The following is a 25,302-nucleotide window of genomic DNA, read 5'->3' on the forward strand; positions in this document are numbered from 1 at the left end:
GGCGAACCGGTCCCGGGAGGCGGCGGAGCGGCCGAGTGATGCCCACATCACACCCCGCCGCAACGGCTTGTTCACGTCCGGGCATAAAACGTCTGAGAGACTTTGTTCCGACGGGATACATAACCCGTCCCGGCAAAGAAGCCGACGCTCCCGCACACACACCGCTGCCACCCGGCCTCCACGGCCCGGGCGGCCCCCTGCCCGAAAGGTCACTTCCATGCCCCTGGCCCTGCTCGCCCTCGCTGTGAGCGCCTTCGGCATCGGCACCACCGAGTTCGTGATGATGGGCCTGCTGCCCAATGTCGCGGACGATCTGGGAACGTCCGTACCCACCGCCGGTTATCTCGTCTCGGCGTACGCGATCGGCGTCGTCCTCGGTGCCCCGCTGCTCACCGGCCTCGGCTCCAGGATCCCGCGCAAGCGGATGCTCCTGCTGCTGATGGCCGTCTTCACCATCGGCAACCTCGCCTCCGCGTTCGCCCCCGACTTCGGCTGGCTGCTCGCGGGCCGCGTCCTGGCCGGGCTCCCGCACGGCGCCTTCTTCGGCGTCGGCGCGGTCGTCGCCGCCCGCCTCGTGCCGGACGGCCGCCAGGCCCGGGCCGTCGCCACGATGTTCCTCGGCCTGACCGTGGCCAACATCGTCGGCGTACCGGCGGCCACCCTGCTCGGACAGCACCTCGGCTGGCGCGCCACCTTCATGGTGGTCGCGGTGATCGGGCTCGGCGCGATGGCCGCGCTCGCCCGTCTGGTGCCGCAGATCCCCGTCGAGGCGCACCAGAACGTACGCCGCGAACTGAGCGCGCTCGGCAACCGTCAGGTCGTGCTCGGCCTGCTCACCGCCGTCCTCGGCTTCGCGGGTGTCTTCGCCGTCTACTCCTACCTCTCGTCCATGACGACCGAGGCGATGGGCTTCGGCGAGTCCTCCGTGACGCTCGTCCTCGCGCTCTTCGGCATCGGGATGACACTCGGCGCCCTGGCGGCGGGACCGCTGACCGACCGCGCGCTGCGGCCCACGCTCTACGGTTCGCTGGGGGCCCTGGCCGTCGTCCTGGTCGTCTTCCCCTTCACCGTGCATGTGCAGTGGGCGGCGCTGGTCATGGTGGTGCTGCTCGGCGGCATCGGCTTCATGACCACCACCCCGCTCCAGATGCTCGTGATGAACAAGGCGAAGGACGCCCCGACGCTCGCCTCCGCCTCCAACCACTCCGCCTTCAACCTCGCCAACGCGGGCGGGGCCTGGCTCGGCGGGGTCGCCATCTCGGCGGGCTGGGGCTGGACCTCACCGGCCCTGGTCGGCGCGGTCCTGGCCGTCGCCGGTCTCGCCGTGGCGGTCACGGCGGGCTTCCTGGACCGGACCCCCGGCGCCTCGCGCGTCGTGGCGTCCGGCACCAAGGCCGAGACGCGCGAACCGGTCGCGGCCCGCTCGTACGAGGGCTGACGCGCCACGAGGCCGGGCCGGCGGAGAGCACGCATGCTCCCGCCGGCCCGGCCTCGCGCTGCTCCCGCCGGTTCGCCTTCGTGCCGCGCCCCCGGTCCGGCGGCTCCGTGGAGGCCGTCACGTCCCCGCCGGCCCGGCCTCGTGCGGCTCCCGGCGACGCGGGCGCAGCCAGGCCGCCGTGGCCAGTCCCACCAGTGCCGCGGCGGGCAGCAGCAGCCGGACGTCCACCACGGCGACCAGTCCCGCGCCGCCCGCCAGCGCCATCGCGTTGGGCGCCGTCATCAGCGAGTTGGCCGCCGCCGCGGTGCGGCCGAGCACCGCGGCCGGGGTCTCCCGCTGCACCGCGGTCATCGCGGCGATGAGCACGCACGGCAGGCCCGCGCCGATGGCCGTGCTTGCCGCGAGCGCCACCAGGTCCCCGCCCAGCCCCCGTGCCCCCACCGCCAGGGCGAACACCGTGGTCCCCGCCGCCGCGAACGCGCGTTCCGGCATCCGCCGCAGCAGGGGGCCCGCCAGCAGCCCGACCGCCACGGAGCCGGCGCCCTGGAAGGCGTACAACACCCCGGCGTACGCCGGTGGACGGTCCAGGGTCTCGTCCACGACGGCGTACACGGCAGCCCCGTTGACCCCCGCGAGCAGCATCGTCAGCGCTCCGGCGTACACCAGCGGCCTCAGGACCGGCGAGCCGCGCAGCAGGCGTATCCCCGCCGCCGTGCCGCCCCGCCGTGCCGTCCCCCTGTCCCGGGCCGGCTCCCGTACCCGCAGACGGGCGAAGACCAGGGCGGCCAAGGCGAACGTCGCCGCGTCCAGCGCCACCACCGGGCCCGCGCCGTACCGGGTGAACAGGCCGGCGCCCGCCAGGGGCGCGAGCAGTTTCATGCCCTCGTTCGCCGTCGTACGCAGCCCGTTGAAGTCCCCCAGCAGCCGGGCGTCGACCGCCTGTGCGACCAGGGCCGCCTCCGCCGCGTCCAGGAGGACACCGCTCGCGCCGTACACGACGAGGACGGCGAAGAGCGCGCTGATCCGGTGGCCCGGGCCGACGAGGAGCAGCGAGCCCACCAGGCCCGCCATCACCAGGTTCACCACGACCAGCAGGAGCCTGCGCGGCACCCGGTCGGCGACCGCTCCGATGGCGGGGCCCGCCAGGACCGGCGCCCACATCGCGCACACCGTCAGGGCGGCCAGACTGTCCGACCCGGTCGCCGACTTGACCCAGATCCCGGCGGTCAGCCACATCGCGGACGTACCGAAGCCGGACACGAGCAGCCCGGTGAGGCAGAGCAGAGCCGTCCGGTCCCGTACCACCGCGCCCAACGCCATCCCGTGCCCCCGCCGTCCACCACCCGCGCCCCGGCCGGGCGCTCCGGCGGCCCATGCTGACGACTGAGGCGGGGCGGCGGCATCGGGCAGATGCCCTATCCGGGCCCGGAGCCTCGCGGGCGGCCGGTCAGCCGCGCAGGGTGGCCAGGTCCGCGTCGCCGAGGACGAGCGTGCCCGCCGCGAGGTTCTCCTCCAGATGAGCGAGGGAGCCGGTGCCCGGAATCGCCAGCACCGCGGGGGACGACGCCAGCAGCGCGGCGAGCGCGACCTGCGCCGGGGTCGCGCCGAGGCGTGCCGCGACCTTGCCGAGCCGCTCGCCGCCCAGTGGGGCGGGGTCCACTCCTCCGCCGAGCGGGAAGTACGGCACGAACGCGATCCCCGCCCTCTCGCACTCCGTGAGCAGCCCAGGGGCATCGGGGTGCTTGTTCTGCACCGCCGCGACGGGCGCGATCCGCCTGGCCTCCGCGAGCTGGGCGGCGTCGACGTTGCTGACGCCCAGGTGACGGATCAGCCCCTCCTCGCGGAGTCCGGCCAGCACCGCGAACCGTTCCGCGATCGACGCGCCGCCCGGCCCGGTCATCCCGCCCACCCGCAGGTACACGAGGTCGAGCCGGTCCAGCCCCAGCGCGCGCAGATCCGCCTCGACCAGCCCGCGCAGCTGGTCCGGGGCCGCCTCCCCGCTCGGCGGGCCGGTCGGGCCGCGCAGCGGTCCCACCTTCGTCGCGACGACCAGGTCCTCGCGGTAGGGGGTCAGTGCCTCGCGGATCAGCTCGTTGGCCTGTACCGCACCTCTGCTGTAGAAGCCGGCCGTGTCGATGTGGTTCACGCCCAGTTCCACGGCCCGCCGGAGCACGGCGATGCCGGTCTCCGGGTCGCGCGGCGGGCCGTCGAAGGTGCCCGCCGCAAGGCGCATCGCGCCGAAGCCGAGCCGGTTGATGGTCTGTTCGCCGCCGAGCGCGAACGTCCTGGTCGTCATGGGGACCATGGTGTCCGCCTCCCCGAGGCCCGGCGAGCTCGTGGCAGCTTGCTGCCAGACCGGCGGGCCGGCTGCCAGACTGGCGGTGTGAGGAACGAAGAGGTGTTCTCGGTCCAGGGCGACGCGGAGCTGATCGCGCGTGCCGGTCATCTCTTCGAGTCCGTGTCCTGCGACTTCCTGTGCGCCGCCCGGGACCTCGCGACCTGGTCCCAGCCGGTGGCCAGGGCGGCGGTCCTGCGCCGGATGCGGGCACCGGACCCGCCGGGCATCACCGTACGCAAACTGCTGAGCCCGCTCGCGCTCGTCGAGGAGGAGGCCCGCGCGCACCTGCGGCTGGTGCGGGGCAAGGGGGCCCTGGTCCGGATCAGCGGCTCACCACTGCCTCACGAGACGATCATCATCGACCGGCGGGTCATGATCCTCGCGGGCCGCGAGACCCCCTCGGGCCGTGAGTACACCGTCACGACGTCGCGGAACCTGGTCGAGGGCGTCGATTCGCTCGTCCAGGCGGTCTGGGACGAGTCCGCCGACCTCGACGACTGTCTGCGCGGCGACATGCCCCGTCTGGACGCCGAGGACCGCGCGGTCCTCCAGGCCCTCGGCTCGGGGCTCACCGACGCGTCGGCGGCCCGCCGCCTCGGCGTCTCGCTCCGGACCTACCGGCGGCGTGTGGCCGGACTGATGGCCGCGCTGGAGGCGGACTCCCGCTTCCAGGCCGGCATGCGTGCGGGCGAGCTGGGCCTGTCCCGCTGAGGGCCCCGCCGGACAGGCCCCGCGCGCCGGACCGGCCCCGCGTGGTCGGACAGGCCCCGCGTCTCGCACACGCCTCGCGACGAGGCCGGTCCCGCGCGTCAGCTCGACTCGCGCCACTGGTTCGTGATGGGCAGCCGGCGGTCCTTGCCGAAGCCCTTCGGGGAGATCTTCGTGCCCGGCGGGTACTGCCTGCGCTTGTACTCCGCCGTGTCCACCATCCGCAGCGTTTTCCTCACCAGGGCGTCGTCGAAGCCCGCCGCCACGATCGCGTCGCGGCCCTGGTCCCGGTCGACGTACATCTCCAGGATCCGGTCCAGCACGTCGTAGTCCGGCAGCGAATCCGTGTCCACCTGGCCGGGGCGGAGCTCGGCGCTCGGCGGCTTGGTGATGGACGCCTCCGGGATGGGCGGGGTCTGACCGCGCTCCTCGGCGGCACGGTTGCGCCACTTCGCGAGGCGGAAGACCGACGTCTTGTACACGTCCTTGATCGGCCCGTACGCGCCGACGGAGTCCCCGTAGAGGGTCGAATAGCCCACCGCCAGCTCGGACTTGTTGCCCGGCGCGAGCACGATCTGGCCCTCCTGGTTGGAGACGGCCATCAGCATCGTGCCGCGCAGCCGCGACTGGAGGTTCTCCTCGGCCAGCCCGGTGAGCCCCAGCGACCCCATGTACGCGTCGAACATCGGCTCGATCGGTACGGTGCGGAAGTTCAGCCCCGTGCGCCGGGCGAGTTCGGCCGCGTCGCCCTTGGAGTGGTCCGACGAGTACTTCGACGGCATCGAGATGCCGTACACGTGCCGGGCGCCCAGCGCGTCACAGGCGATGGCCGCGACGAGCGCCGAGTCGATACCGCCGGAGAGCCCGATCAGGACACTGCTGAAACCGTTCTTCGCAGCGTACGCGCGCAGCCCCACGACCAGCGCCGAGTACAGCTCCTCGTCGTCGTCGAGCCGCTCGGCGTAACCGCCGGTCAGCTCGGGCTCGTAGGCCGGGAGCGGCTCCTCGCCCAGGACCACGTGGTCGATCCGCAGACCGTCGTTGACGACGCCCGACGGCGCCTCGGCCGCAGCGGCCGGGAGGTCCAGGTCGAGGATCACGCTGCCCTCGGAGAACTGGGGTGCGCGGGCGACGACTTCGCCGTCCTTGTCGACGACGATCGAGTCCCCGTCGAAGACCAGCTCGTCCTGGCCGCCGATCATGGCCAGGTACGCCGTCGTGCACCCGGCCTCCTGGGCGCGCTTGCGGACCAGCTCCAGCCGGGTGTCGTCCTTGTCCCGCTCGTACGGGGACGCGTTGATGGACAGCAGCAGCCCTGCCCCCGCCGCCCGCGCGGCCGGGACCCGGCCGCCGTCCTGCCAGAGGTCCTCGCAGATCGCGAGCGCCACGTCGATGCCGTGAACCCGCACGACGGGCATCGAGTCGCCGGGCACGAAGTACCGGAACTCGTCGAAGACGCCGTAGTTGGGCAGGTGGTGCTTGGCGAAGTTCAGCGCGACCGTCCCGCGGTGCAGCACCGCGGCGGCGTTGCGCGGAGAGCCCGCCGGCTGTCCGTAGCGCGCGGCGGCGTGCTCGGAGCGGTCCAGGTAGCCGACGACGACGGGGAGTTCCCCGAAGCCCTCGTCGGCGAGGCGGACGGCGAGCGCCCGCAGCGCCCGGCGCGAGGCCTCGACGAAGGACGAGCGCAGGGCCAGGTCCTCGACGGGGTATCCGGTCAGCACCATCTCGGGGAACGCCACCAGGTGGGCGCCCTGCTCGGCGGCGTGCCGGGTCCAGTGGACGATCGACTCGGAGTTGCCGGCGAGGTCTCCGACGGTCGCGTCGATCTGATTGAGTGCGAGACGTAGTTGAGGCACGGGACCAGTGTAATCGTCTTACTGACGCGATGTCCTGGCGTATCCCCGTCCGGAGGGGGCGGACCGCCCCCGGACGGGGCCGCGCGGAGGCTCAGCGCAGATAGCCGAGGACCGTCATCATCCCGGATTCCGAGTGGTAGACGTTGTGGCAGTGCAGCATCCACAGCCCCGGGTTGTCCGCGTCGAAGTCGACGGTGAGCGAGCGCCCCGGCAGGACGGCGGCGGTGTCCTTGCGGGCCCCGGGCGCTTCCGGTCCGCCCGCCCCGGCCAGCGCGAACGTGTGGCCGTGCAGATGGACGGGGTGCCACATCCGGGTGCGGTTGGTGAAGACCAGCCGCACCCGCTCCCCGGCCCGGACGGGCCGCCGCGCCGCGGGGTCGTAGGGCTTGCCGTCGAAGGCCCAGTCGTACGCCTCCATGGAGCCAGTGAGCGCGATCCGTACGGTCCGGTCGGCCGTCCGGGCCGGGAGTGCGACCGACTCGTCCGCGGACAGCCGGTCGGCCGTGAGTACCTCGCCGTCCAGTTCCCCGGGCCGGACGTCGGCCGGAGGCAGCGCCCCGGTGCTCGTCCGCAGCACGGCCAGCGCCGAGGCGCCCTTGCCCTCGGCGAGGGCGGTCAGCGGGAACACCCCGTCCCCGGCCGTCACCAGCACGTCGTACCGCTCGCCCATGCCCAGCAGCAGGGCATCGGTCTCGGTGTGCCGCACCGGGAAGCCGTCGGTGTGCGTCACCGTCATCCGGTGGCCGCCCAGCGCCAGCCGGAACGCGGTGTCCCCGCCCGCGTTGATGACGCGCAGCCGGATGCGGTCGCCGGGGCGCGCCTCGAAGACCGAAGGGTCCTGCGCCCTGCGGCCGTTGACCAGATGGTGCGGATAGGCGACATCGCCCGCGTGGCCGCCGAGGAGGTCGCTGCTGGAGTCCGCGAGCAGCCGGGAGGGGGCACCGTCGTCGGCCGCCCTGGCGTGAGAGGCCGCGCCGTGACCTGCCGTTCCGTGAGCGGCGGCGCGGCCCTTGGTGAGTTCGCCGAGGACCGCGTCCGGGGTGGAGCCGTCCACCCCGTCGAGCCAGTCGTCGAGGACGACGACCCACTCCTTGTCGTACGAGAGCGGTTCCTTCGGGTCGTCGACGATCAGCGGCGCGTACAGCCCCCGGTCGAGCTGGACACCGGAGTGCGGATGGATCCAGTACGTCCCCGGATTCGTGACCGCGAAGCGGTAGGTGAAGGCGGCGCCCGGCTCGACGGGACGCTGGGTCAGGCCGGGCACCCCGTCCATGTCGTTGCGCAGGGCCAGGCCGTGCCAGTGCATCGTGGTCGCCTGTGGCAGATGGTTGGCCAGGGCGAGTTCCAGGGTGTCGCCCGCCGTGACCCGGATCGCTTCGCCGGGCAGGCGGTCCCCGTAGGACCAGCTGGGGACGGTGAGGCCGTCGCCCAGGTCGAGACGGGACGCGGTGGCGGTGAGCGAGACCTTCCGCACCGGGCCGGCGCCCCGGCGGGTCTCGGCGTCGACGACCTCCGGCCCGTCGGGGGCGACGTACTGGTCCGCGGCTCGCGCGGGGGAGCGGGGGCGGAAGGGCGAGGCGTGGGCGGCGGAGGCGAGGCCTGCTGTCCCCGCCAGGGCGACACCGAGACCGAGCGCGGCACGACGAGTGGGCATTTCAGACATATTGCGCACCGTATCCCGGGCGGGTATGAGCCGGAGGGCCCGACACCCGGCGGCCCGCCGCCCGAGGCCCCGGCAGTGCCCACACGCGGCGGCCCCCAGGCGCGCGGCCTCACATGGCCGACGGCCCCCGCGCGCGACGGCGCCCCCACGCGCGCGACGGCCCGGCGTCCCTCGCGCTGTGCGCGAGGGTCACCAGGCCGTCGTGGTACGGGCGACGGGCGGGGGAGGGGCGTGAGCGGTCAGGCGCGGGAGTAGACCTTCTCCGCCCAGCCGGCGACCTGCTCGTCCGAGAGGTGCATCGCCAGGTCCGCCTCGCTGATCATGCCGATCAGCTTCTTCTTCTCGATGACGGGAAGCCGGCGGATGCGGTGGTTCTGCATCTCGTCCAGCACGGCGTTCACATCCGCCGTCGACTCGATCCAGCGCGGCGTTCCGTCGCAGAGCTCGCCCGCCGTGACCTTCGACGGATCGTGCCCCGCCGCCACGCACTTGATCACGATGTCGCGGTCGGTGATGATCCCGACCATCCGGTCCTGCTCGCCGTTGGCCGACACGGGAAGTGCCCCCACCTTGTGGTTCCGCATCATCTGTGCGGCGCGGTCGAGGGTCTCGTGGGCGGGGATCCAGTGGGCCCCGGGATGCATGATGTCCTTGGCCGTGGTCATGAGGTTGCCTCCTGCGTGCCTGCGGGCACTGCTCGACGGCCCCGAGAACTCCCATGGTCCCCGGCCCGCCCGGCGCACGCGAACGCTGTCACCCGTCCGGGTGTACGCCGAGCGGGTGGGCCGCTCAGGAGCGGGGCGCGGCACCGCGCGCCGCGAGCATGTCCGCCATCAGGTCGAGCTCGGACTGCTGGGCCTCGACCATGCCCCGGGCGAGTCGCTTCTCCACGGGCACGGTGCACCGGGAGGCGCAGGCGCGGGCCATGGTGACGCCGCCCTTGTGGTGGTCGGTCATCAGCTGGAGGTAGAGGACCTCGGCCTTCTCGCCCCGTGCCTCCCGGAGCCGGGCGAGCTCGGCCCTGGTCGCCATACCGGGCATCAGCGCCCCGTCCCCACCCGAGCTCTCCATGCCTGCCATGTTCTCCATGCCGTGCATGTCGTGGCCGCCGTGCCCGTCCGGCATCCAGGACATCGGCCCCTGCCCGTCGGGCGCCGTCTTCGGCAGCTCCCACAGGTCCAGCCAGCCGAGCAGCATCCCCCGCTGATTGGCCTGGGTGTTGGCGATGTCGTAGGCGAGCCGCCGTACGTCCTCGTCCTCGGTCATGTCACGGACGAGGAAGGACATCTCCACGGCCTGCTGGTGGTGGACGGCCATGTCGCGCGCGAAGCCCGCGTCGGCGGACGCGGCCGAGGGCGTAAGCGGGGCGGGCGCGCTCCCGTCGACCCGCGCGGACGCGACGGTCGCCGCGCCGGCGAACAGCAGGGCGAGGGCGACGGCGGAGCCCGCCACCCACCGCGTACGCCGGGTGCTCGCCGGGGTCACCCGTCGACCCCGCCGGTGCAGGGCGCGCCCGGCTCGGGCGTCTGCGCGCCCTGGACGTACTTCGCGAAGAACCGCGCCACCCGGGGATCGTCCGCGCTGTCCACCGTGACCTGCTTGCCCCAGGCGCTGAGCATGATCGCCCCGGCCTGCCCCTCGTACGGGGACATCAGCGAGAAGGGCGTGCTCTCGACGCGGGACGCGAGCTTGGAGACGTCGTCCCCGGAGGCCTTCCCGTTGTGGGTCACCCAGACCGCGCCGTGCTCCAGGGCGTGCACCGCGTTGACGTTCGGAACGGCCTTTTCGTATACGACCCCGTCGCAGTTCAGCCAGGCCGGGGCGTGGTCACCGCCGACGGGCGGCTCCATGGGGTACTTCACGTCGGTGGTGACGTGGTTGCGGGTCAGCTTCTTCGCGTCCCACGACTTCTCGTCCGCGATCGGCTCGGCCGCGAGGTCCTTCTTCTCCTCCTCCGTCTGCTTGGCGTCCTGGGCCTGGCTCTCCTCCTTCTTCTCCTTGGCCTCGGACTTCTCCAGAAGCATGTACGAGCCGAATCCCAGCAGCCCGGCGACCACGACGGCACTCACGCCTATGGCGACGACCCGGTTGCGGCGGTCCCGCGCGCGGTCGGCGTTGCGCATCTGCTCTATCCGGGTCCTGCGGTCGAAGCTCATGTCGTCGGGTCCTTCTGCCAGGGGGTCGGGAGAGACGGGAGCGGAGCGGGAAAAGCCTGGGCGCGCGGGGCCGCGGAGGAGCCCTCGTGCCCCCTGCACACCATGGGCGCCGATCGTAGTGGGTGGCCGCGTGCTCTCTCTCACACCGTGTGCGTAATCTGGGTGAAATCCCGGGTCGTGATACTGAGGTGTCTCCCCTACCCCGGGCGGTGGTGCACGGACCGTCTGAACTGCAAGGATGTGGCTATGGACAAGCAGCAGGAATTCGTCCTCAGGACCCTTGAGGAGCGCGACATCCGCTTCGTACGGCTGTGGTTCACCGATGTTCTCGGTTACCTCAAGTCCGTCGCCGTGGCCCCGGCCGAGCTCGAACAGGCCTTTGACGAGGGCATCGGCTTCGATGGCTCCGCGATCGAGGGCTTCGCCCGTGTATACGAATCGGACATGATCGCCAAGCCGGACCCCGGCACGTTCCAGATCCTCCCGTGGCGCGCGGAGGCTCCCGGAACGGCGCGGATGTTCTGCGACATCCTGATGCCGGACGGTTCGCCCTCCTTCGCGGACCCCCGCTTCGTCCTCAAGCGCATCCTCGCGAAGACCTCGGACCTGGGCTTCACCTTCTACACCCACCCGGAGATCGAGTTCTTCCTGCTGAAGAACAAGCCGGTCGACGGCTCCCGCCCCACCCCGGCCGACAGCTCCGGCTACTTCGACCACACCCCGCAGAACGTCGGCATGGACTTCCGCCGCCAGGCGATCACCATGCTCGAATCGATGGGCATCTCGGTCGAGTTCAGCCACCACGAGGGCGCCCCCGGCCAGCAGGAGATCGACCTCCGTTACGCGGACGCGCTCTCCACCGCCGACAACATCATGACCTTCCGCCTGGTCATGAAGCAGGTCGCGCTGGAGCAGGGCGTGCAGGCCACCTTCATGCCGAAGCCGTTCTCGGAGTACCCGGGCTCGGGCATGCACACCCACCTCTCCCTCTTCGAGGGCGACCGCAACGCCTTCTACGAGTCGGGCGCCGAGTACCAGCTGTCGAAGGTCGGCCGCTCCTTCATCGCGGGCCTGCTGAAGCACGCCGCGGAGATCTCCGCCGTGACGAACCAGTGGGTCAACTCGTACAAGCGCATCTGGGGCGGCTCCAGCCGCTCCGCGGGCGCCGGCGGCGAGGCCCCCTCGTACATCTGCTGGGGCCACAACAACCGCTCCGCGCTGATCCGCGTCCCGATGTACAAGCCCGGCAAGACGGGCTCGGCGCGCGTCGAGGTCCGCTCCATCGACTCCGGCGCCAACCCGTACCTCACGTACGCCGTCCTGCTCGCCGCGGGCCTCAAGGGCATCGAGGAGGGCTACGAACTCCCGGCCGGCGCCGACGACGACGTCTGGGCCCTCTCCGACTCGGAGCGCCGCGCGATGGGCATCGAGCCGCTCCCGCAGAACCTGGGTGAGGCGATCTCGCTGATGGAGAAGAGCGAACTGGTCGCCGAGACCCTGGGCGAGCACGTCTTCGACTTCTTCCTGCGCAACAAGAAGCAGGAGTGGGAGGAGTACCGCAGCGAGGTCACGGCCTTCGAGCTGAAGAACCTGCTGCCGGTGCTGTAAGCACCCCTGTACGCAGACGGCCTCGGGCCGGTGGTGTGCGCACCGCCGGCCCGAGGCCGTTCCCGGGCGCCGCGCGGACGGTGGTGCCCGTGCGCCGGGAAGGGCACGCGGACCCGAGTTGCGGGACGCGGCGACGGGGTCACAGTGGGTTGTAACGCCTGTGCGCCGTTGAGCCATGGATCTCCGGCCACCGTGGGGCGTCGCAAGGGCCGGGCCCACAAGGGCGGAGCCGCATGTCGCGAGTGCACCTGGAGCTGACATGGCCGGAACGTCCCGACGTCACTTCTCCCGCACGGCCTGCGCCTCATGCCTGGCCGTGATGATCGCGGTGCCGGGCCTCGGCACCGCGGCGGCGGCCCCTGCCGCCGCTCACCTCGCGCCCGCACCGCACGGCACGTCCCCGCCGCCCCCGCCGACCCCGGAGCCCGAGGACACGCCTCCGCCCGAGGAAACACCGCCGCCCGAGGACACGCCCCCACCTGAGGACACACCGCCGCCCGAGGACACGTCGGAGCCTCCGGACACCCCGCCGCCGTCGGACGCGCCCGACACAGCGGAGTCGCAGAAGCCCGAGGAGCTGAAGCAGGAGGCCCAGGCCCGGGTGGCGAAGGCGCCGGAGGAGGTCAAGGAGGACGTCGAGAAGGCGGTGACGAAGATGCTGTCCCTCATCGACGACCCGCGCACGACGCCCGAGGACCGGGCCGCGTACGTGAGCATCGTGGCGGGGATCACCGCGGCGCTGAAGATGGTCGAGGATCCCCGCGCGACGCCCGAGGACCGGGCCACGAACACGAGGATCGCGGGGAAGATCTCCACCTCGGCCTCGTCGTTGTCGGTCTCCAGGTCGTCGAGCGCGCCGCAGACCCTGGTGCCGTCAAAGCCTCTCGCAGACGTCTCCCAGGCGGTGTCGGGGCTCGCTGATCCGCGTACGACACCGACGGATCCGAAGGACAGGAAGCGGATCCAGCAGATCGTCGAGGAGACCTGCGACGCGCTGAAGGTGTACGAGGACCCCGAGGCGTCGCCGGAGGAGCGGGAAGAGGCGAAGAAGAAGCTGGAGGAGCGGACCGAAGCGCTCAGGAACGCCCTCTACCTGGAGCTGGTGAAGGAGATCAAGCGCTACAAGCCGTCGGCGAGCTGCTCCGACGCGATAGAGGACCGGACGCGACAGGTCGGCTGGGCGGACGGTTCTCTCTGGGGTCTTTCCGACCGCTCCTGCGCCGCGCCCCTCGCCGCGGGTGCCCGCCAGGAGAGCTCGGAGTGGCACGAGCTCATGGAATGCGTGCTCAGGGACCCGTTCACCACCTGCGTGCGTTACGTGCCCGAGGACTGAACGCCCCTCACCGGCACACTCAGCGTTGCGACGGCGACAGCCCGCGGACCCCGTCCAGCTTCGCGCCCTCGAGGCGGGCGTCGGTCAGGATCGCCCCCGTGAGATCCGCTCCCGTCAGGTCCGCTCCGGTCAGATCGGCGCCCGTCAGGTCCGCCAGGGTCAGTTCCGCGGAGTTCAGGCGGGCACCGGACAGGTCCGCGTCCTCCAGGTCCGCACTCCTCAGGTAGGCGCCGGTCAGATTCGCGTCCTGGAGGACCGCCTTCTCCAGGACCGTGCTGTTCAGGTAGGTGCCGCTCAGATCCGCACCGCCCAGACGCGCGGATTCGAGGTCCGCGGAGGTCAGATTCGCCGCGGTCAGAAGGGCATCGGACAGGACCGCCCCCGCCAGCCCCGCTGCGAGCAGGGACGCGTCGGACAGGTCCGTGGTGCGCAGGACCGCGCCGTCCAGATCCGCGCCGGCCAGGTTCGCATGGCTCAGATCGGCGCCGCTCAGGTCCGATTCGCGGAAATCGGCGTCCGCGAACTCGCTTCTGCCCGTACCCGGCGTCAGCCCGCGCAGATCCGTGCGGCTCAGATCGAGTACGAGCTCGTCGCCGGCCGGCGGCCGTTCGGCCAGGACGTGCATCACCGCTTCGATGTCTGTCGCAGGCGTGGCATCGGGAGAAGGGGACGGCTGCTTCTCGCTGCCCTTCTCCGGAAGCGGTGCGTGCCGGCGCACATAGGCCGTCAGGACGGAGACGATCGTGGCGCGGTCGCGGGTGGAGTCCTGCATGATGCGCTCCAGGGCGTAGATCCCCCCGAGGCGCACGTCCAGGGAGTCCGATCCCAGATTGGTGATGGCCGCGTTGAACCGGTTGGTGATCTGCCCCTGCTCGCTGATCCGCAGTTCCTTGTTCGCCTGTCCCACCTGCATCCAGGTGAACAGCAGTGCGGCCAGCGCTGCCAGTCCCGGCAGGCTGACCGCCACCAGCCCCATCCATTCCGCCCGGCTGCGGGACTTCCCCGGTCCGTTCCCGTCCGGCCGGGGCCGTCGCCCGTTCCGGGGCTGACGAGGCTCCTTCCCGGAACGCCGACGCGCGATCCGGCGCAGCCGTCCGATGCCACGCTTCTCCGTCACCTTCCCCATGGCACGTCACGGAGCGGGAACGGCGGCGGTGCCACACCGCCCGGGCACACGAACGGGCGTGCTCACTCGCCCTTGGCGGTCTGCGGGACGTCCGGTGCCGCGTCGGGCTCGGGTGCCCGCGCGGGGTGGGCCTCGGAGCGCGTGGTGCGGGAGGCGCCGATGGCCGGGGCGAGGAAGACCGCGACGGCGACGAAGGCCAGCACGACGATCATGGCCGAGCGCAGGCCGTAGTGGTCGCCCAGGAAGCCGAGGCCGGGGGGCCCGACGAGGAAGGCGATGTAGCCGATCATCGCCACCAGGCTGACGCGGGCCGCCGAGTCGGGGCCGGAGTCGCCGGCCGCGGAGAGGGCGACGGGGAAGCCGAGCGAGGCCCCCAGACCCCAGAAGAGCACGGCGGCACCGGCGAGGACGGGGGAGTCGGCGAAGATGACGAGCGCGAGTCCGAGGGCCGCGGACAGCGCGCTGGCCCGGACGACGGGGGCGCGGCCGAAGCGGTCGATGAAGAAGCCGCCGCCGAAGCGGCCGAGGGTCATGGCGGCGGCGAAGCCCGCGTAGACCGCCGATCCCAGGGCCGGGTCCACGCCGTGGCCGTCGACCATGAGCAGCGGCAGCCAGTCGTTGGCGGCGCCCTCGGCCAGTGCCATGGCGAGGATGATGCCGCCGATCAGCAGCAGACGCCGGTCCTTCCAGACCGCCGCCCGCGCCGGTGCCGCGCCGCCGTCGGCGGACCGGGCGCCCCTGGTCCTGCCGACCCCGGAGGGGATGGCGCGGAAGGCGTACACGAACATGCCGGCGGTGACGACGGCCATGGCGCCCAGGTGCCACTGCACGGGGAACTCGACGGCCGTGCACAGGATGCCGAGGCTCGCTCCCACGACGGTGCCGAGGCTGAAGAAGCCGTGCAGGGTGGGCAGCACCGTCCGGCCGGCGAGCTGCTCGACCTCGGCGCCGTCGATGTTGACCGCGACTTCCGAGCCTCCCATGCCGGCTCCGAAGAGGAACAGCCCGGCCGTGACGGCCGGGGCGGAGGAGAGCATGGCCCCGGTGCCGATGACCGCCAGGCCGAGGATGACGGTCGTCGTCCCCACGCCCATGACCGGCCTGGTCCCGAACCGCGCCACCAGCGCCCCGGAGCTGAGGATGCCGAGCATGGAGCCGACGGACAGGCCGAACAGGACCAGCCCCATCTGCGCGGTGGAGGCGCCCAGTTGGTCCCTGATGTCCGGCGTCCGCGTGACCCAGGAGGATATCGACAAGCCGGGCACGAGGAAGAAGAGGAACAACGCCGTTCTGCGGCGGCGGGTGGCCAGGTCCATCAGGCACGTGTCTTTCACGAGTACGCGGGAGGGCGGAGCTCGCCCCGGGTTATGTATGTACGAACGTACACTCCTGGGTGCGGGAGAGGAAGCGGCCTCCGTGCGGGGCGTATCCGCCGTCGGTCACCGCGCCGAGGGCGGGCCCTCAGTCGAAGGCCCGGCCCATCTCGTCGAGGATCTCGTCGATGACCTCGCCCGGCCCCCGCGTCAGGTCCTCTTCGATCCAGGTGCGCATCGCGGTCCGCACCGAGGAGAGGAACGCGGCGGCCAGGACCACCGGGCGCACCGGGCCGCTCCCTGGGGGCTCGCGCAGCGCCACGGCGTCGGCCAGATCCCGCTCCAGCGCCGCGTGGTTGGCGAGCTGGCGGGCCAGGAGCGAGGGGTGGCGCAGGGCCAGCCTCGTGCGGACCGCCCACTCCCGCTCGGGCGGCGCGGCGTCCGCCGAGAACTCGGCCACCGCCGCCCTGAGCGCCGTCCAGGCCGGTTCGTCCGCCGGGCGGTTCCGTACGTTCCGGACCAGCGAGCCGATCATCTGCTCCTCGCCGTAGAGGAGGGCGTCCTCCTTGTTCGTGAAGTAGTTGGAGAAGGTTCTGCGGGAGATCCCGGCCGCGTCGGCGACCGCCTCGACCGTCACATGGTCGAAACCGAGCTCGACCGTCAGCCGCATCGTCGCTTCGTGCACGGCCTGCCTGGTGGCGGCCTTCTTGCGTTCCCGCAGTCCCACAGGGCTCTCCATGGGGCCATTATCTACGGCCGAGGAAAACTTGCACAGTGAGCAAAATTGCCCAATGTGCATGTATGATGAAGGCTCTCCCTGGCTCTCGAATCTTCCGGAGGTTGCGCGTGAGCGCAGATACGGCAGCGCCGACCGGCGTCGCGCCGATGGATCACCGTCATGTGCTGCGGGCGCTGAGCGGGCTGCTCATCGTGCTGTTCGTGGCGATGATCAGCAGTACGGTCGTCTCGGTCGCCCTCCCGCAGATCATCGGCTCGCTCAACGGCACGCAGTCGCAGTACACCTGGGTGGTCACCGCGACGCTGCTGGCCTCCACGGCCTCGACGCCCATCTGGGGCAAGCTCGCCGACCTGTTCAGCAAGAAGCTGCTGCTCCAGATAGCCATCGGCCTCTTCGTCATCTCGTCGATCGCCTGTGGATTCGCCCAGTCCACCGGACAGCTGATCGGCTTCCGTGTCATCCAGGGCCTGGGCATGGGCGCGCTCCAGGTGCTCGTCCAGGTGATCATCGCCGCGATGATCAGCCCCAAGGAGCGGGGCCGCTACAACGGTTACCTCGGCGGGGTCATGGCCGTCGCCACCGTCGGAGGGCCGCTGCTCGGCGGGTTCATCACCGACACCTCCTGGCTCGGCTGGCGCTGGTGCTTCTTCATCGCCGTACCGATCACTCTCGTCGCCTTCGTGCTCCTGACCCGCACCCTGCACCTTCCCGAGGTGCGCCGCGGAGAGGCGAAGGTGGACTACCTCGGCGCCACTCTCATCGCCGCGGGTGTCAGCCTGCTGCTGCTCTGGGTCACCTTCGTCGACAACGACTTCGCCTGGATCTCCTGGCAGACGCTCGCCATGGTCGGCGGCAGCGTCGTGATCCTGGGCGCGGCGGTCATGGTGGAGGCGCGGGTCAAGGAGCCCGTCGTACCGCTCCACGTCGTACGCCGGCGGGACCCCGCCCTCGCCATCGTCGCGAGCCTCGCGGTGGGCATGGCGATGTTCGGCGGCGCGGTCTTCCTCGGCCAGTACTTCCAGATCGGCCGGGGCAATTCACCGACCGAGGCCGGGCTGCTCACCATCCCGCTGATGCTCGGCGTGCTCGTCTCGTCCACCGTCGCGGGACGGCTCGTCTCCAGGACGGGCAAGGTCAAGCCGTACATCGTCACCGGCGTCGTCGTGCTGGCCCTCGGCTTCCTCGGACTGTCCACCATCGACCACGAGACCTCGCTGGTCATCGTGTCGCTGGGGATGCTCGCGGTCGGCATCGGTGTCGGCATGTCGATGCAGAACCTCGTGCTCGTCCTCCAGAACACCGTGCCGCTCTCCGAACTCGGCGCGGCCAGCGGGGCGATCACCTTCTTCCGGTCGCTCGGCGGCACCATCGGCGTCTCCGTGCTGGGCGCCGTGCTCGCCAACCAGGTCGCCGTGAAGATCGCCGAAGGGCTCGCGAAGCTGGGCATCGACCCCGCCGCCTCCGCGTCGGGCGGCTCCACGCTCAACGTGGCCGCCATGCCGCCGCAGATCCAGGAAGTGGTGCGTGCGGCCTACGGCGACGCGACCGGACACATCTTCCTGATCTCCGCCGGTATCGCGGTGATCGGTGTCGTCGCGTCGCTCTTCCTGACGCCGACGAAGCTGCGCGACAGCGTGGACCTGTGAGCCGCGGGTCCGGCTGAGCGCCGACGACACGACTCCGCCCCCGCCACGGACGTGACGGGGGCGGAGTCGTGTCCGCACGGCCGGAGTCCGGTAGTGTGACGCGTCCCGAGACCGGGACCGACCCAGGAGGTGAGACCCATTACCGCTTCAGCAGGCTGGGCGCTCACCCCTCGCCGTCGTAGGGCCGACCAGGCCTGAGCGATCGCGGAGCGCCCATCGGTTCATCCCGAAAGGCTCCGCACCATGCAGGAATTCGCCCCACCGCTCACCTTCTCCTCCCTCGTCACCGTGCTCCGTGCCGCCGGCTGTGTCTTCGCCGAGGACGAGGCGGAGCTCCTCCTCTCCGCGGCGGCCGACCCCGCCGAACTCGCCGCCATGGCCGAGCGCCGCGCCGCCGGGCTGCCGCTCGAACACGTGCTGGGCTGGGCCGAGTTCTGCGGGCTGCGCATCGCGGTGGACCCGGGCGTCTTCGTGCCACGGCGGCGTACGGAGTTCCTCGTACGCCAGGCAGCGGCCCTCGCTCCGGGTGCGCCGGTCGTCGTCGACCTCTGCTGCGGCTCCGGGGCGCTGGGCACGGCACTGGCCTCGTCGCTCGCGGACGTCGAACTGCACGCCGCGGACGTCGAACCCGCCGCCGTGCGCTGCGCCCGGCGCAATGTGGGCGGCCTCGGAACCGTCTACGAGGGCGATCTCTTCGCGCCGCTGCCCGGCTCGCTGCGCGGACGCGTGGACATCCTGCTCGCCAACGTGCCGTACGTACCGACCGATGACGTCGAGCTGCTGCCCGCCGAGGCGCGCGTCCACGAGCCGCGCGTGGCGCTCGACGGAGGGGGCGACGGACTCGACGTGATGCGCCGCGTGGTCGCGGAGGCGACCGACTGGCTGGCCCCGGGAGGCAGCCTGCTGGTCGAGACGAGCGAACGGCAGGCGGCGCGCGCCGAGGAGACGGTGGGCGGCAGCGGACTGATCCCCCGCGTCGTCGCCTCCGAGGAGCTGTACGCCACCGTCGTGATCGGCACCCGGGCCTGAGGCACCACGCAGGGGTCGCTGCCGCAACCCGGGCCTGAGGCCCCATGCCGAGGTCGCGGGCCGCGACCCGGGCCTGAGACATCACGCCGGGGTCGTCGCCGCAACCCGGGCCGATGAGTGCCGGCCAGGCCCCTGGCCGGTACCCGGCCCGGGGACCCGCCCCGGGCGGCCGGGGACCCGCCCCGGGCGGCCGGGGACCCGCCCCGGGCGGCCGGGGACCCGCCCCGGGCGGCCGGGGACCCGCCCCGAGCGGCCGGGGACCCGCCCCGAGCGGCCGGGCGACCCGCCCCGGGCCCGGGTGCCGGCCTCCCGGGCCCCCGGGCGCCTCAGGCGAAGCGCCAGCGGGTCTGCCCGTACGGCTCGCCCTTCGCGAAGCCGAAGGCCGTGCGCGGGGTCACCGAGAAGACCAGCGCACGGCCGCCCGCGCCGTTGGAGAACATCCCGTCCGTGACGCCGAAGTGCCAGTCCGCGCCGTACTTCGCCTCCCAGGCCTCGGCCAGCCCGATCAGCCGCTCCTCGTCCGTCACCCGGGCCGCCGGGCCCTCGACCACCACGTCCAGGCCCTCGTTCAGCGTGTTGGCGCCGGTGGTCAGGACGACCTCCGGGTTCTCTGCCAGGTTGAGCGCCTTGCGTTCCGAAGGCCCCGTGCAGAAGTGCAGTGCGCCGTCCGACCAGATGCCGATCAGCGGGGTCACGTGCGGGCGGCCGTCGGGGCGGACCGTGGAGAGCCAGTACAGCTCCGCGCCCTCCAGCAGCGCGACCGCCTCCGCCCAGGGGCGGGCGGCGGCGTCCTCCCCGCTGTAGTGCGGGTCCAGGACGGTCTCGGGAACAGCGGTGTTCTTCTCCGGCATGACGGGCTCCAGGTTCGTTACGGCGGTGCGCGTGGGCTTTTCGACGATCGTGCTCCGAGGTGGGGACTCCGCGCCCGCTCGGATTTCATCGGCGCGGGCTAGGCTCGAAGGGCGGATATGTGTGATCGGCGGGCAGGAGACACGGGATGACGACGGTGCCGGGACGCAGGAGCAGTACGTTCACCCGACTGCTGCGGCACGGTTTCACCGACCCCTCTGCCGCCGAACGGCTGCTGGATCTGCCCGAGCTCTCCTCCGTACGGGCCGATCCCGTGCTGTTCGACGCCCTCGGGGCCACCGCCGACCCTGATCTGGCCCTGCACAGCCTCGTACGGCTCGTCGAGGCCGAGGAGCCCGAGGAGCGGCGGGTCCTGCTGGACACCCTCGTCACGGCCAAGCCGCTCCGGGACCGGCTCCTGGGGGCCCTCGGAGCGTCCGAGGCGCTCGGGGACCACCTGGCCAGGCACCCGCGCGACTGGCACGTGCTCGTCACCTACGAGGCCACCGATCTGCACCCCGGGGTGCGCGAGTTCGAGCACATGCTCGGCGACGCCGTCGACCCGGACTCGCTGCGGGTCGCCTACCGCAGGTCCCTGCTGTCCATAGCGGCCCGCGACGTGTGCGGGACGACCGACGTCGCCCAGGTCGCCGCGGAGCTCGCCGACCTCGCCACGGCCACCCTGCGGGCCGCGCTCGCCATCGCCCGCGCCGCGGCCCCTTCCGACGCCGCACAGTGCCGGCTCGCCGTCATCGCGATGGGCAAGTGCGGCGGGCACGAGCTGAACTACGTCTCCGACGTGGACGTGATCTTCGTGGGCGAGCCCCTCGACGGCGCGGAGGAGAACGGCGCCATGCAGGCCGCGACCCGGCTCGCCGCCCATCTGATGCGGATCTGCTCCGACACCACCGTCGAGGGCACCATCTGGCCCGTGGACGCCAACCTCCGCCCCGAGGGCCGCAACGGCCCCCTGGTGCGGACCCTGTCCTCGCACCTCGCCTACTACCAGCGCTGGGCGAAGACCTGGGAGTTCCAGGCGCTGCTCAAGGCCACACCCGTCGCGGGCGACCCCGAACTCGGCGCGGAGTACGTCGACGCCGTGTCGCCCCTGGTGTGGCAGGCGGCCGAGCGGGAGAACTTCGTCGGCGACGTGCAGAAGATGCGCCGCCGCGTCGTCGACAACATCCCCGTCGACCGCGTCGACCGGGAGCTCAAGCTCGGCCCCGGCGGGCTCCGGGACGTCGAGTTCGCCGTACAGCTCCTCCAGCTCGTCCACGGCCGCAGCGACAGCACCCTGCACTCCGGCTCCACGCTGGAGGCCCTGCGGGCGCTCGCCGACGGCGGGTACGTCGGGAGGGCGGACGCCGCGCAGCTGGACGAGGCCTACCGCTTCCTGCGGGCCATGGAGCACCGCATCCAGCTCTACCGCCTGCGCCGCACCCATCTGGTCCCCGAGGACGAGGCCGACCTCCGGAGGCTCGGGCGCTCCCTCGGGCTGCGCACGGACCCGGTCGCCGAGCTCAACCGGGCCTGGCGGCGGCACGCCTCCGTGGTGCGGCGGCTGCACGAGAAGCTGTTCTACCGGCCGCTCCTGGACGCCGTCGCCCAGCTCGCGCCCGGCGAGAGCAGGCTCAGCGCCAAGGCCGCCGGCGTCCGGCTGGAGGCCCTCGGTTACGCCGACCCCGCTGCCGCGCTGCGGCACCTGGAGGCCCTGTCCTCGGGTGTCTCCCGCAAGGCCGCCATCCAGCGCACCCTGCTGCCGGTGCTGCTCGGCTGGTTCGCGGACTCCGCCGACCCCGACGCGGGGCTCCTCGGCTTCCGGCAGGTGTCGGACGCCCTCGGCAAGACCCCGTGGTATCTGCGGCTCCTGCGCGACGAGGGGGCCGCGGCCGAGAACCTCGCCCGGGTCCTGTCCGCCGGACGGCTCGCCCCCGACCTGCTGATGCGCGCCCCCGAGGCCGTCGCCATCCTCGGCGACCCCGAGGGGCTGAAGCCACGCGGCCGGGAGCACCTGGAGCAGGAGGTGCTGGCCGCCGTCGGCCGGGCCCCGGGCGCCGAGGCCGCCGTCGCGGTGGCGCGCGGGGTGCGGCGCCGGGAGCTGTTCCGCACGACCGCGGCCGACATCATCGGCTCGTACGGCACCGAGGACAGCCCGGCGGAGACGGATCCCGGCGCACTCGTGGACCGGGTCGGCTCCGCCGTCACCGATCTGAACGCCGCCACGCTCTCCGGCGCCCTGCGCGCCGCCGTACGCGAGCGGTGGGGCGACACCCTGCCGACGAGGTTCGCCGTCATCGGCATGGGCCGCTTCGGCGGGCACGAGCTGGGATACGGCTCCGACGCGGACGTCCTGTTCGTGCACGAGCCCCGCGAGGGGGTCAGCGACGAGGAGGCGACCCGTGCCGCCAACACCGTCGTCACGGAGATGCGCAGGCTCCTGGAGCTGCCGACCGCGGACCCGCCCCTGCTCATCGACGTGGACCTGCGGCCCGAGGGCAAGACCGGGCCGCTGGTGAGGACCCTGAAGTCGTACGAGGCGTACTACCGGCGCTGGTCGCTGGTCTGGGAGAGCCAGGCCCTGCTGCGCGCCGATCCGATGGCCGGGGACGAGGCGCTCGGACGCGCCTTCGTCGAGCTGATCGACCCGCTGCGGTACCCCGTGGAGGGGCTGGGGGACGACGCGGTGCGGGAGATCCGGCGGCTCAAGGCGCGGATGGAGTCGGAACGCATGCCGCGCGGCGCCGATCCGACGCTCCACACCAAGCTGGGGCGCGGCGGGCTGAGCGACGTCGAGTGGACGGTGCAGCTGATGCAGATGCAGCACGGCTGGTCCGAACCCGGGCTGCGGACCCCGCGCACGCGTGAGGCGCTGGCGGCGGCGTGCGCGGCGGGGCTGATCCCGGCCGAGGAGGCGCAGACGCTGGACGAGGCGTGGGTGCTGGCCTCGCGGGTGCGCAACGCGGTGATGCTGGTGCGGGGGCGGCCCGGCGACACGTTCCCCTCGAACCCGCGCGAACTGACGGCCGTGGGGCGCTACCTCGGCTACGAGCCCGGGCACGTGGGGGACATGCTGGACGACTACCGGCGGATCACCCGGCGGGCCCGCGCGGTGGTGGAGGAGCGGTTCTACGGGGCGGCCGGCTGAGGGACGCGGTCCGGGCGCCCCGCCTCAGGACTCCTCGGCCGCCGCCCGGGCCTGCGGAGTCTGGGCCCTGGGCTCGGACACCCGCGCGGAAGCCCCCGCGGGCGCGGGGGCCGCCTTGCTCGGCCGGCGCAGGCGCAGCCGGGCGCGGGCCCTGTCCAGGGACGGCACCCGCTTCGGCAGGCGGTGGGGCAGCGACCCGTACCAGGCGTACGAGAGCGCGATGCCGAAGGCCAGGCACACCATGCCGCCCACCGCGTCCAGCCAGAAGTGGTTCGCCGTCGCGACGATCACGACCAGCGTCGCCACGGGGTAGAGCAGGCCCAGGATGCGCGCCCAGGGGGCACTGGCCAGGGCGCAGATGGTCAGGCCGCACCACAGGGACCAGCCGATGTGCATGGACGGCATCGCCGCGTACTGGTTGGACATGTGCTTGAAGTTGCCCGAGGCCATCGAACCCCAGGTCTGGTGCAGCATCACCGTGTCGATGAAGGCGCCGCCGTTCATCAGCCGGGGCGGGGCCAGCGGGAAGAGGTAGTAACCCAGCAGCGCCACCGCCGTGGTGGCGAAGAGGATCAGACGGGTGGCGGCGTAACGGCCCGGATGACGGCGGAACAGCCAGACGAGCACGGCGATGGTGACGACGAAGTGCAGCGTCGCGTAGTAGTAGTTCATCGACACGATCAGCCATGTCACCGAATTGACGGCCTGGTTGACCGCCTCCTCGAAGGCCAGCCCCAGCGTGTGTTCGAGGGACCAGATCCAGTCGGCGTTGCGCAGTGCCGCGGCCTTCTGCTCGGGAACCGCGTTGCGCACCAGCGAGTAGAGCCAGTAACTGACCGCGATGAGCAGGATTTCGAACCAGAGGCGCGGCCGACGGGGGACACGCAGCGCGCGCAGTCCTCGCAGGGGGCTCCGCGTCGGGGGGACCGCCCGGGTGGAACCGGACACCGTCGCCGTATCCGCGACGGGTGACGGGGTGGCCGCCGTGCGGTCTTCCTGTGTGGTCACGTGCGATTCACCCATAGGCGCAGAGTCTGCCAGATACGTCCCCCTCTGCCCGATGATCCTCCGGTCGGGTTCCGGTCGCACATCGGGTACTTTACCCACGCGTCCTGGGCCCGGAAGAGGGGCCCGGACCCGATGCGGTTGAACCACGTACGACCAGTTCGGGCATGAACACGAACTCGCTGTGCGGAGCGGGCGTGCCGCCGATCTCCTCCAGCAGCGTGCGCACCGCGGCCTGGCCCATCGCCGTCACCGGCTGCCTGATCGTGGTCAGCGGCGGATCGGTGAACGCTATGAGGGGCGAGTCGTCGTACCCCACCACCGAGAGGTCCCTCGGCACCTCCACCGACAGCCGCCGGGCCGCCCTGATCGCGCCGAGCGCCATCATGTCGCTCGCGCACACCACCGCCGTGCAGCCGCGCTCCATCAGCGCCGAGGCGGCCGCCTGGCCGCCCTCCAGCGTGTACAGGGAGTGCTGGATCAGTTCCTCCACGGCGTCCGCGGTGAGACCGAGCTGCTCCTGCATCGTGGCGTGGAAGCCCTCGATCTTGCGGAGCACCGGAACGAAGCGCTTGGGGCCGACCGCCAGCCCGATGCGCTGGTGCCCCAGCGCCACCAGATGCGTCACCGCGAGCCGCATCGCCGCCCGGTCGTCGGGGGAGATGAACGGCGCCTGCACCTTGGGGGAGAAGCCGTTGACCAGGACGAAGGGAACGCCCTGGGCCCTCAGTTGCTCGTAGCGCTGCATGTCGGCGGAGGTGTCGGCGTGCAGACCCGAGACGAAGATGATGCCCGAGACCCCCCGGTCGACGAGCATCTCCGTGAGCTCGTCCTCGGTGGACCCGCCCGGCGTCTGCGTCGCCAGCACCGGTGTGTAGCCCTGCCTGGTCAGCGCCTGCCCGATGACCTGGGCCAGCGCCGGGAAGATCGGGTTCTCCAGCTCGGGCGTGATCAGGCCGACGAGGCCGGCGCTGCGCCTGCGCAGCCGCACGGGACGCTCGTAGCCGAGGACGTCGAGCGCCGCGAGGACGGATTCACGGGTGGCCGCTGCAACACCGGGCTTGCCGTTCAGTACGCGGCTGACCGTAGCTTCGCTGACCCCCGCCTGAGTTGCGATATCGGCAAGCCGTGCGGTCATGGCAATGGACTGTACCGGGCGCGTGTCGGATTGCCCACCATGCGCGAAATCCGGGCACCCCGCTCCCGCCGTGGCCGCCCCCCACCTCGTACGCGGCAACATCTTGCAAGCCCTTGCGGGTGCCGCCCGCATACCCCCGACAGGGCGCCCGACCGGCCCGGGAAGGGGCCTGGCCTGGCATTGGCAGGGAGAAAGGGGTTCCGTCAAGAGTC

Annotated in this window: 20 protein-coding genes; 7 read left to right on the plus strand and 13 right to left on the minus strand. The window is 72.2% G+C overall.

Annotated features, from left to right (window positions below):
* The first annotated feature begins 217 nt into the window (after window positions 1–217).
* On the plus strand, window positions 218–1,438 hold the full coding sequence (locus AMK10_RS11345) for an MFS transporter (protein ID WP_073747542.1): 1,221 nt from the start codon (window positions 218–220) through the stop codon (window positions 1,436–1,438).
* 117 nt (window positions 1,439–1,555) lie between these two features.
* Here the strand turns inward: AMK10_RS11345 and AMK10_RS11350 are convergent, their stop codons facing one another.
* Together AMK10_RS11350 and AMK10_RS11355 are read right to left on the minus strand one after the other, a co-directional pair.
* Window positions 1,556–2,758 carry an MFS transporter gene (locus AMK10_RS11350; protein WP_073747543.1) on the minus strand — a complete coding sequence of 401 codons (1,203 nt, stop codon included), beginning with the start codon at window positions 2,756–2,758 and terminating at the stop codon, window positions 1,556–1,558.
* Window positions 2,759–2,885: 127 nt separating this feature from the next.
* The gene (locus tag AMK10_RS11355) at window positions 2,886–3,734 is read right to left on the minus strand and encodes an oxidoreductase (RefSeq protein WP_073748034.1); all 849 of its coding nucleotides are present in this window, start codon (window positions 3,732–3,734) and stop codon (window positions 2,886–2,888) included.
* 87 nt (window positions 3,735–3,821) lie between these two features.
* Here AMK10_RS11355 and AMK10_RS11360 point away from each other — a divergent pair, with 87 nt between their 5' ends.
* Window positions 3,822–4,487 (plus strand): helix-turn-helix transcriptional regulator, encoded by a 666-nt coding sequence (locus AMK10_RS11360; RefSeq protein ID WP_073747544.1) that lies wholly within the window; start codon window positions 3,822–3,824, stop codon window positions 4,485–4,487.
* Between the two features lie 98 nt (window positions 4,488–4,585).
* Here the strand turns inward: AMK10_RS11360 and AMK10_RS11365 are convergent, their stop codons facing one another.
* From AMK10_RS11365 to AMK10_RS11385, 5 genes are all read right to left on the minus strand, one after another.
* Window positions 4,586–6,340 carry an NAD+ synthase gene (locus tag AMK10_RS11365; protein WP_073747545.1) on the minus strand — a complete coding sequence of 585 codons (1,755 nt, stop codon included), beginning with the start codon at window positions 6,338–6,340 and terminating at the stop codon, window positions 4,586–4,588.
* Window positions 6,341–6,431: 91 nt separating this feature from the next.
* Window positions 6,432–8,003: a multicopper oxidase family protein gene (locus AMK10_RS11370; RefSeq protein WP_073747546.1), complete on the minus strand. Its 1,572-nt coding sequence runs from the start codon at window positions 8,001–8,003 to the stop codon at window positions 6,432–6,434.
* Between the two features lie 239 nt (window positions 8,004–8,242).
* Window positions 8,243–8,668 (minus strand): CBS domain-containing protein, encoded by a 426-nt coding sequence (locus AMK10_RS11375; protein ID WP_073747547.1) that lies wholly within the window; start codon window positions 8,666–8,668, stop codon window positions 8,243–8,245.
* A gap of 124 nt (window positions 8,669–8,792) precedes the next feature.
* Window positions 8,793–9,488, minus strand: coding sequence for a DUF305 domain-containing protein (locus tag AMK10_RS11380; protein WP_073747548.1), 696 nt, complete (start codon window positions 9,486–9,488; stop codon window positions 8,793–8,795).
* A complete protein-coding gene (locus tag AMK10_RS11385) occupies window positions 9,485–10,159 on the minus strand; it encodes a DUF3105 domain-containing protein (protein WP_073747549.1) in 675 nt (224 codons plus the stop codon). Before AMK10_RS11385 ends, AMK10_RS11380 begins: the two co-directional genes overlap by 4 nt.
* 246 nt (window positions 10,160–10,405) lie before the next feature.
* Between AMK10_RS11385 and glnA the strand changes: the two genes are divergently transcribed.
* Both glnA and AMK10_RS11395 read left to right on the plus strand, forming a co-directional pair.
* Complete coding sequence (gene glnA / locus AMK10_RS11390; protein WP_014156604.1) at window positions 10,406–11,767, plus strand: type I glutamate--ammonia ligase; 1,362 nt, start codon at window positions 10,406–10,408, stop codon at window positions 11,765–11,767.
* Window positions 11,768–12,026: 259 nt separating this feature from the next.
* Entirely contained in the window at window positions 12,027–13,100 is a 1,074-nt protein-coding gene (locus tag AMK10_RS11395; RefSeq protein ID WP_073747550.1) for a hypothetical protein, read from the plus strand.
* Window positions 13,101–13,119: 19 nt separating this feature from the next.
* Here AMK10_RS11395 and AMK10_RS11400 read toward each other — a convergent pair whose 3' ends face one another.
* From AMK10_RS11400 to AMK10_RS11410, 3 genes are all read right to left on the minus strand, one after another.
* Entirely contained in the window at window positions 13,120–14,067 is a 948-nt protein-coding gene (locus AMK10_RS11400) for a pentapeptide repeat-containing protein (RefSeq protein WP_158070871.1), read from the minus strand.
* A gap of 221 nt (window positions 14,068–14,288) precedes the next feature.
* Window positions 14,289–15,542 (minus strand): MFS transporter, encoded by a 1,254-nt coding sequence (locus tag AMK10_RS11405; protein WP_073747552.1) that lies wholly within the window; start codon window positions 15,540–15,542, stop codon window positions 14,289–14,291.
* A gap of 145 nt (window positions 15,543–15,687) precedes the next feature.
* Entirely contained in the window at window positions 15,688–16,278 is a 591-nt protein-coding gene (locus AMK10_RS11410) for an acyl-CoA-like ligand-binding transcription factor (protein WP_073747553.1), read from the minus strand.
* A 146-nt stretch (window positions 16,279–16,424) separates the two neighbouring features.
* Here AMK10_RS11410 and AMK10_RS11415 point away from each other — a divergent pair, with 146 nt between their 5' ends.
* Complete coding sequence (locus AMK10_RS11415; RefSeq protein WP_198959696.1) at window positions 16,425–17,924, plus strand: MDR family MFS transporter; 1,500 nt, start codon at window positions 16,425–16,427, stop codon at window positions 17,922–17,924.
* A 243-nt stretch (window positions 17,925–18,167) separates the two neighbouring features.
* Window positions 18,168–18,953 carry a putative protein N(5)-glutamine methyltransferase gene (locus AMK10_RS11420; RefSeq protein ID WP_073747555.1) on the plus strand — a complete coding sequence of 262 codons (786 nt, stop codon included), beginning with the start codon at window positions 18,168–18,170 and terminating at the stop codon, window positions 18,951–18,953.
* 326 nt (window positions 18,954–19,279) lie between these two features.
* On the opposite strand, the gene AMK10_RS11425 is transcribed toward AMK10_RS11420, so the two are convergent.
* Entirely contained in the window at window positions 19,280–19,804 is a 525-nt protein-coding gene (locus tag AMK10_RS11425; protein ID WP_073747556.1) for a pyridoxamine 5'-phosphate oxidase family protein, read from the minus strand.
* A gap of 146 nt (window positions 19,805–19,950) precedes the next feature.
* Here AMK10_RS11425 and AMK10_RS11430 point away from each other — a divergent pair, with 146 nt between their 5' ends.
* Entirely contained in the window at window positions 19,951–22,947 is a 2,997-nt protein-coding gene (locus AMK10_RS11430; RefSeq protein WP_073747557.1) for a bifunctional [glutamine synthetase] adenylyltransferase/[glutamine synthetase]-adenylyl-L-tyrosine phosphorylase, read from the plus strand.
* A gap of 24 nt (window positions 22,948–22,971) precedes the next feature.
* On the opposite strand, the gene AMK10_RS11435 is transcribed toward AMK10_RS11430, so the two are convergent.
* Entirely contained in the window at window positions 22,972–23,955 is a 984-nt protein-coding gene (locus AMK10_RS11435; RefSeq protein ID WP_382567755.1) for a phosphatase PAP2 family protein, read from the minus strand.
* Between the two features lie 91 nt (window positions 23,956–24,046).
* A complete protein-coding gene (locus AMK10_RS11440) occupies window positions 24,047–25,090 on the minus strand; it encodes a LacI family DNA-binding transcriptional regulator (protein ID WP_073747559.1) in 1,044 nt (347 codons plus the stop codon).
* Window positions 25,091–25,302: the final 212 nt, after the last annotated feature.

It is taken from the genome of Streptomyces sp. CB02058, assembly GCF_001905505.1.
Classification (GTDB): Bacteria; Actinomycetota; Actinomycetes; order Streptomycetales; family Streptomycetaceae; genus Streptomyces.

Coding starts and splice junctions, on each gene's coding strand:
- AMK10_RS11345 (WP_073747542.1), top strand. CDS start 218: ATGCCCCTGGCCCTGCTCGCCCTCGCTGTGAGCGCCTTCGGCATCGGC.
- AMK10_RS11350 (WP_073747543.1), bottom strand. CDS start 2,758: ATGGCGTTGGGCGCGGTGGTACGGGACCGGACGGCTCTGCTCTGCCTC.
- AMK10_RS11355 (WP_073748034.1), bottom strand. CDS start 3,734: ATGACGACCAGGACGTTCGCGCTCGGCGGCGAACAGACCATCAACCGG.
- AMK10_RS11370 (WP_073747546.1), bottom strand. CDS start 8,003: ATGTCTGAAATGCCCACTCGTCGTGCCGCGCTCGGTCTCGGTGTCGCC.
- AMK10_RS11375 (WP_073747547.1), bottom strand. CDS start 8,668: ATGACCACGGCCAAGGACATCATGCATCCCGGGGCCCACTGGATCCCC.
- AMK10_RS11385 (WP_073747549.1), bottom strand. CDS start 10,159: ATGAGCTTCGACCGCAGGACCCGGATAGAGCAGATGCGCAACGCCGAC.
- glnA (WP_014156604.1), top strand. CDS start 10,406: ATGGACAAGCAGCAGGAATTCGTCCTCAGGACCCTTGAGGAGCGCGAC.
- AMK10_RS11395 (WP_073747550.1), top strand. CDS start 12,027: ATGGCCGGAACGTCCCGACGTCACTTCTCCCGCACGGCCTGCGCCTCA.
- AMK10_RS11405 (WP_073747552.1), bottom strand. CDS start 15,542: ATGGACCTGGCCACCCGCCGCCGCAGAACGGCGTTGTTCCTCTTCTTC.
- AMK10_RS11410 (WP_073747553.1), bottom strand. CDS start 16,278: ATGGAGAGCCCTGTGGGACTGCGGGAACGCAAGAAGGCCGCCACCAGG.
- AMK10_RS11415 (WP_198959696.1), top strand. CDS start 16,425: ATGGATCACCGTCATGTGCTGCGGGCGCTGAGCGGGCTGCTCATCGTG.
- AMK10_RS11420 (WP_073747555.1), top strand. CDS start 18,168: ATGCAGGAATTCGCCCCACCGCTCACCTTCTCCTCCCTCGTCACCGTG.
- AMK10_RS11425 (WP_073747556.1), bottom strand. CDS start 19,804: ATGCCGGAGAAGAACACCGCTGTTCCCGAGACCGTCCTGGACCCGCAC.
- AMK10_RS11430 (WP_073747557.1), top strand. CDS start 19,951: ATGACGACGGTGCCGGGACGCAGGAGCAGTACGTTCACCCGACTGCTG.
- AMK10_RS11440 (WP_073747559.1), bottom strand. CDS start 25,090: ATGACCGCACGGCTTGCCGATATCGCAACTCAGGCGGGGGTCAGCGAA.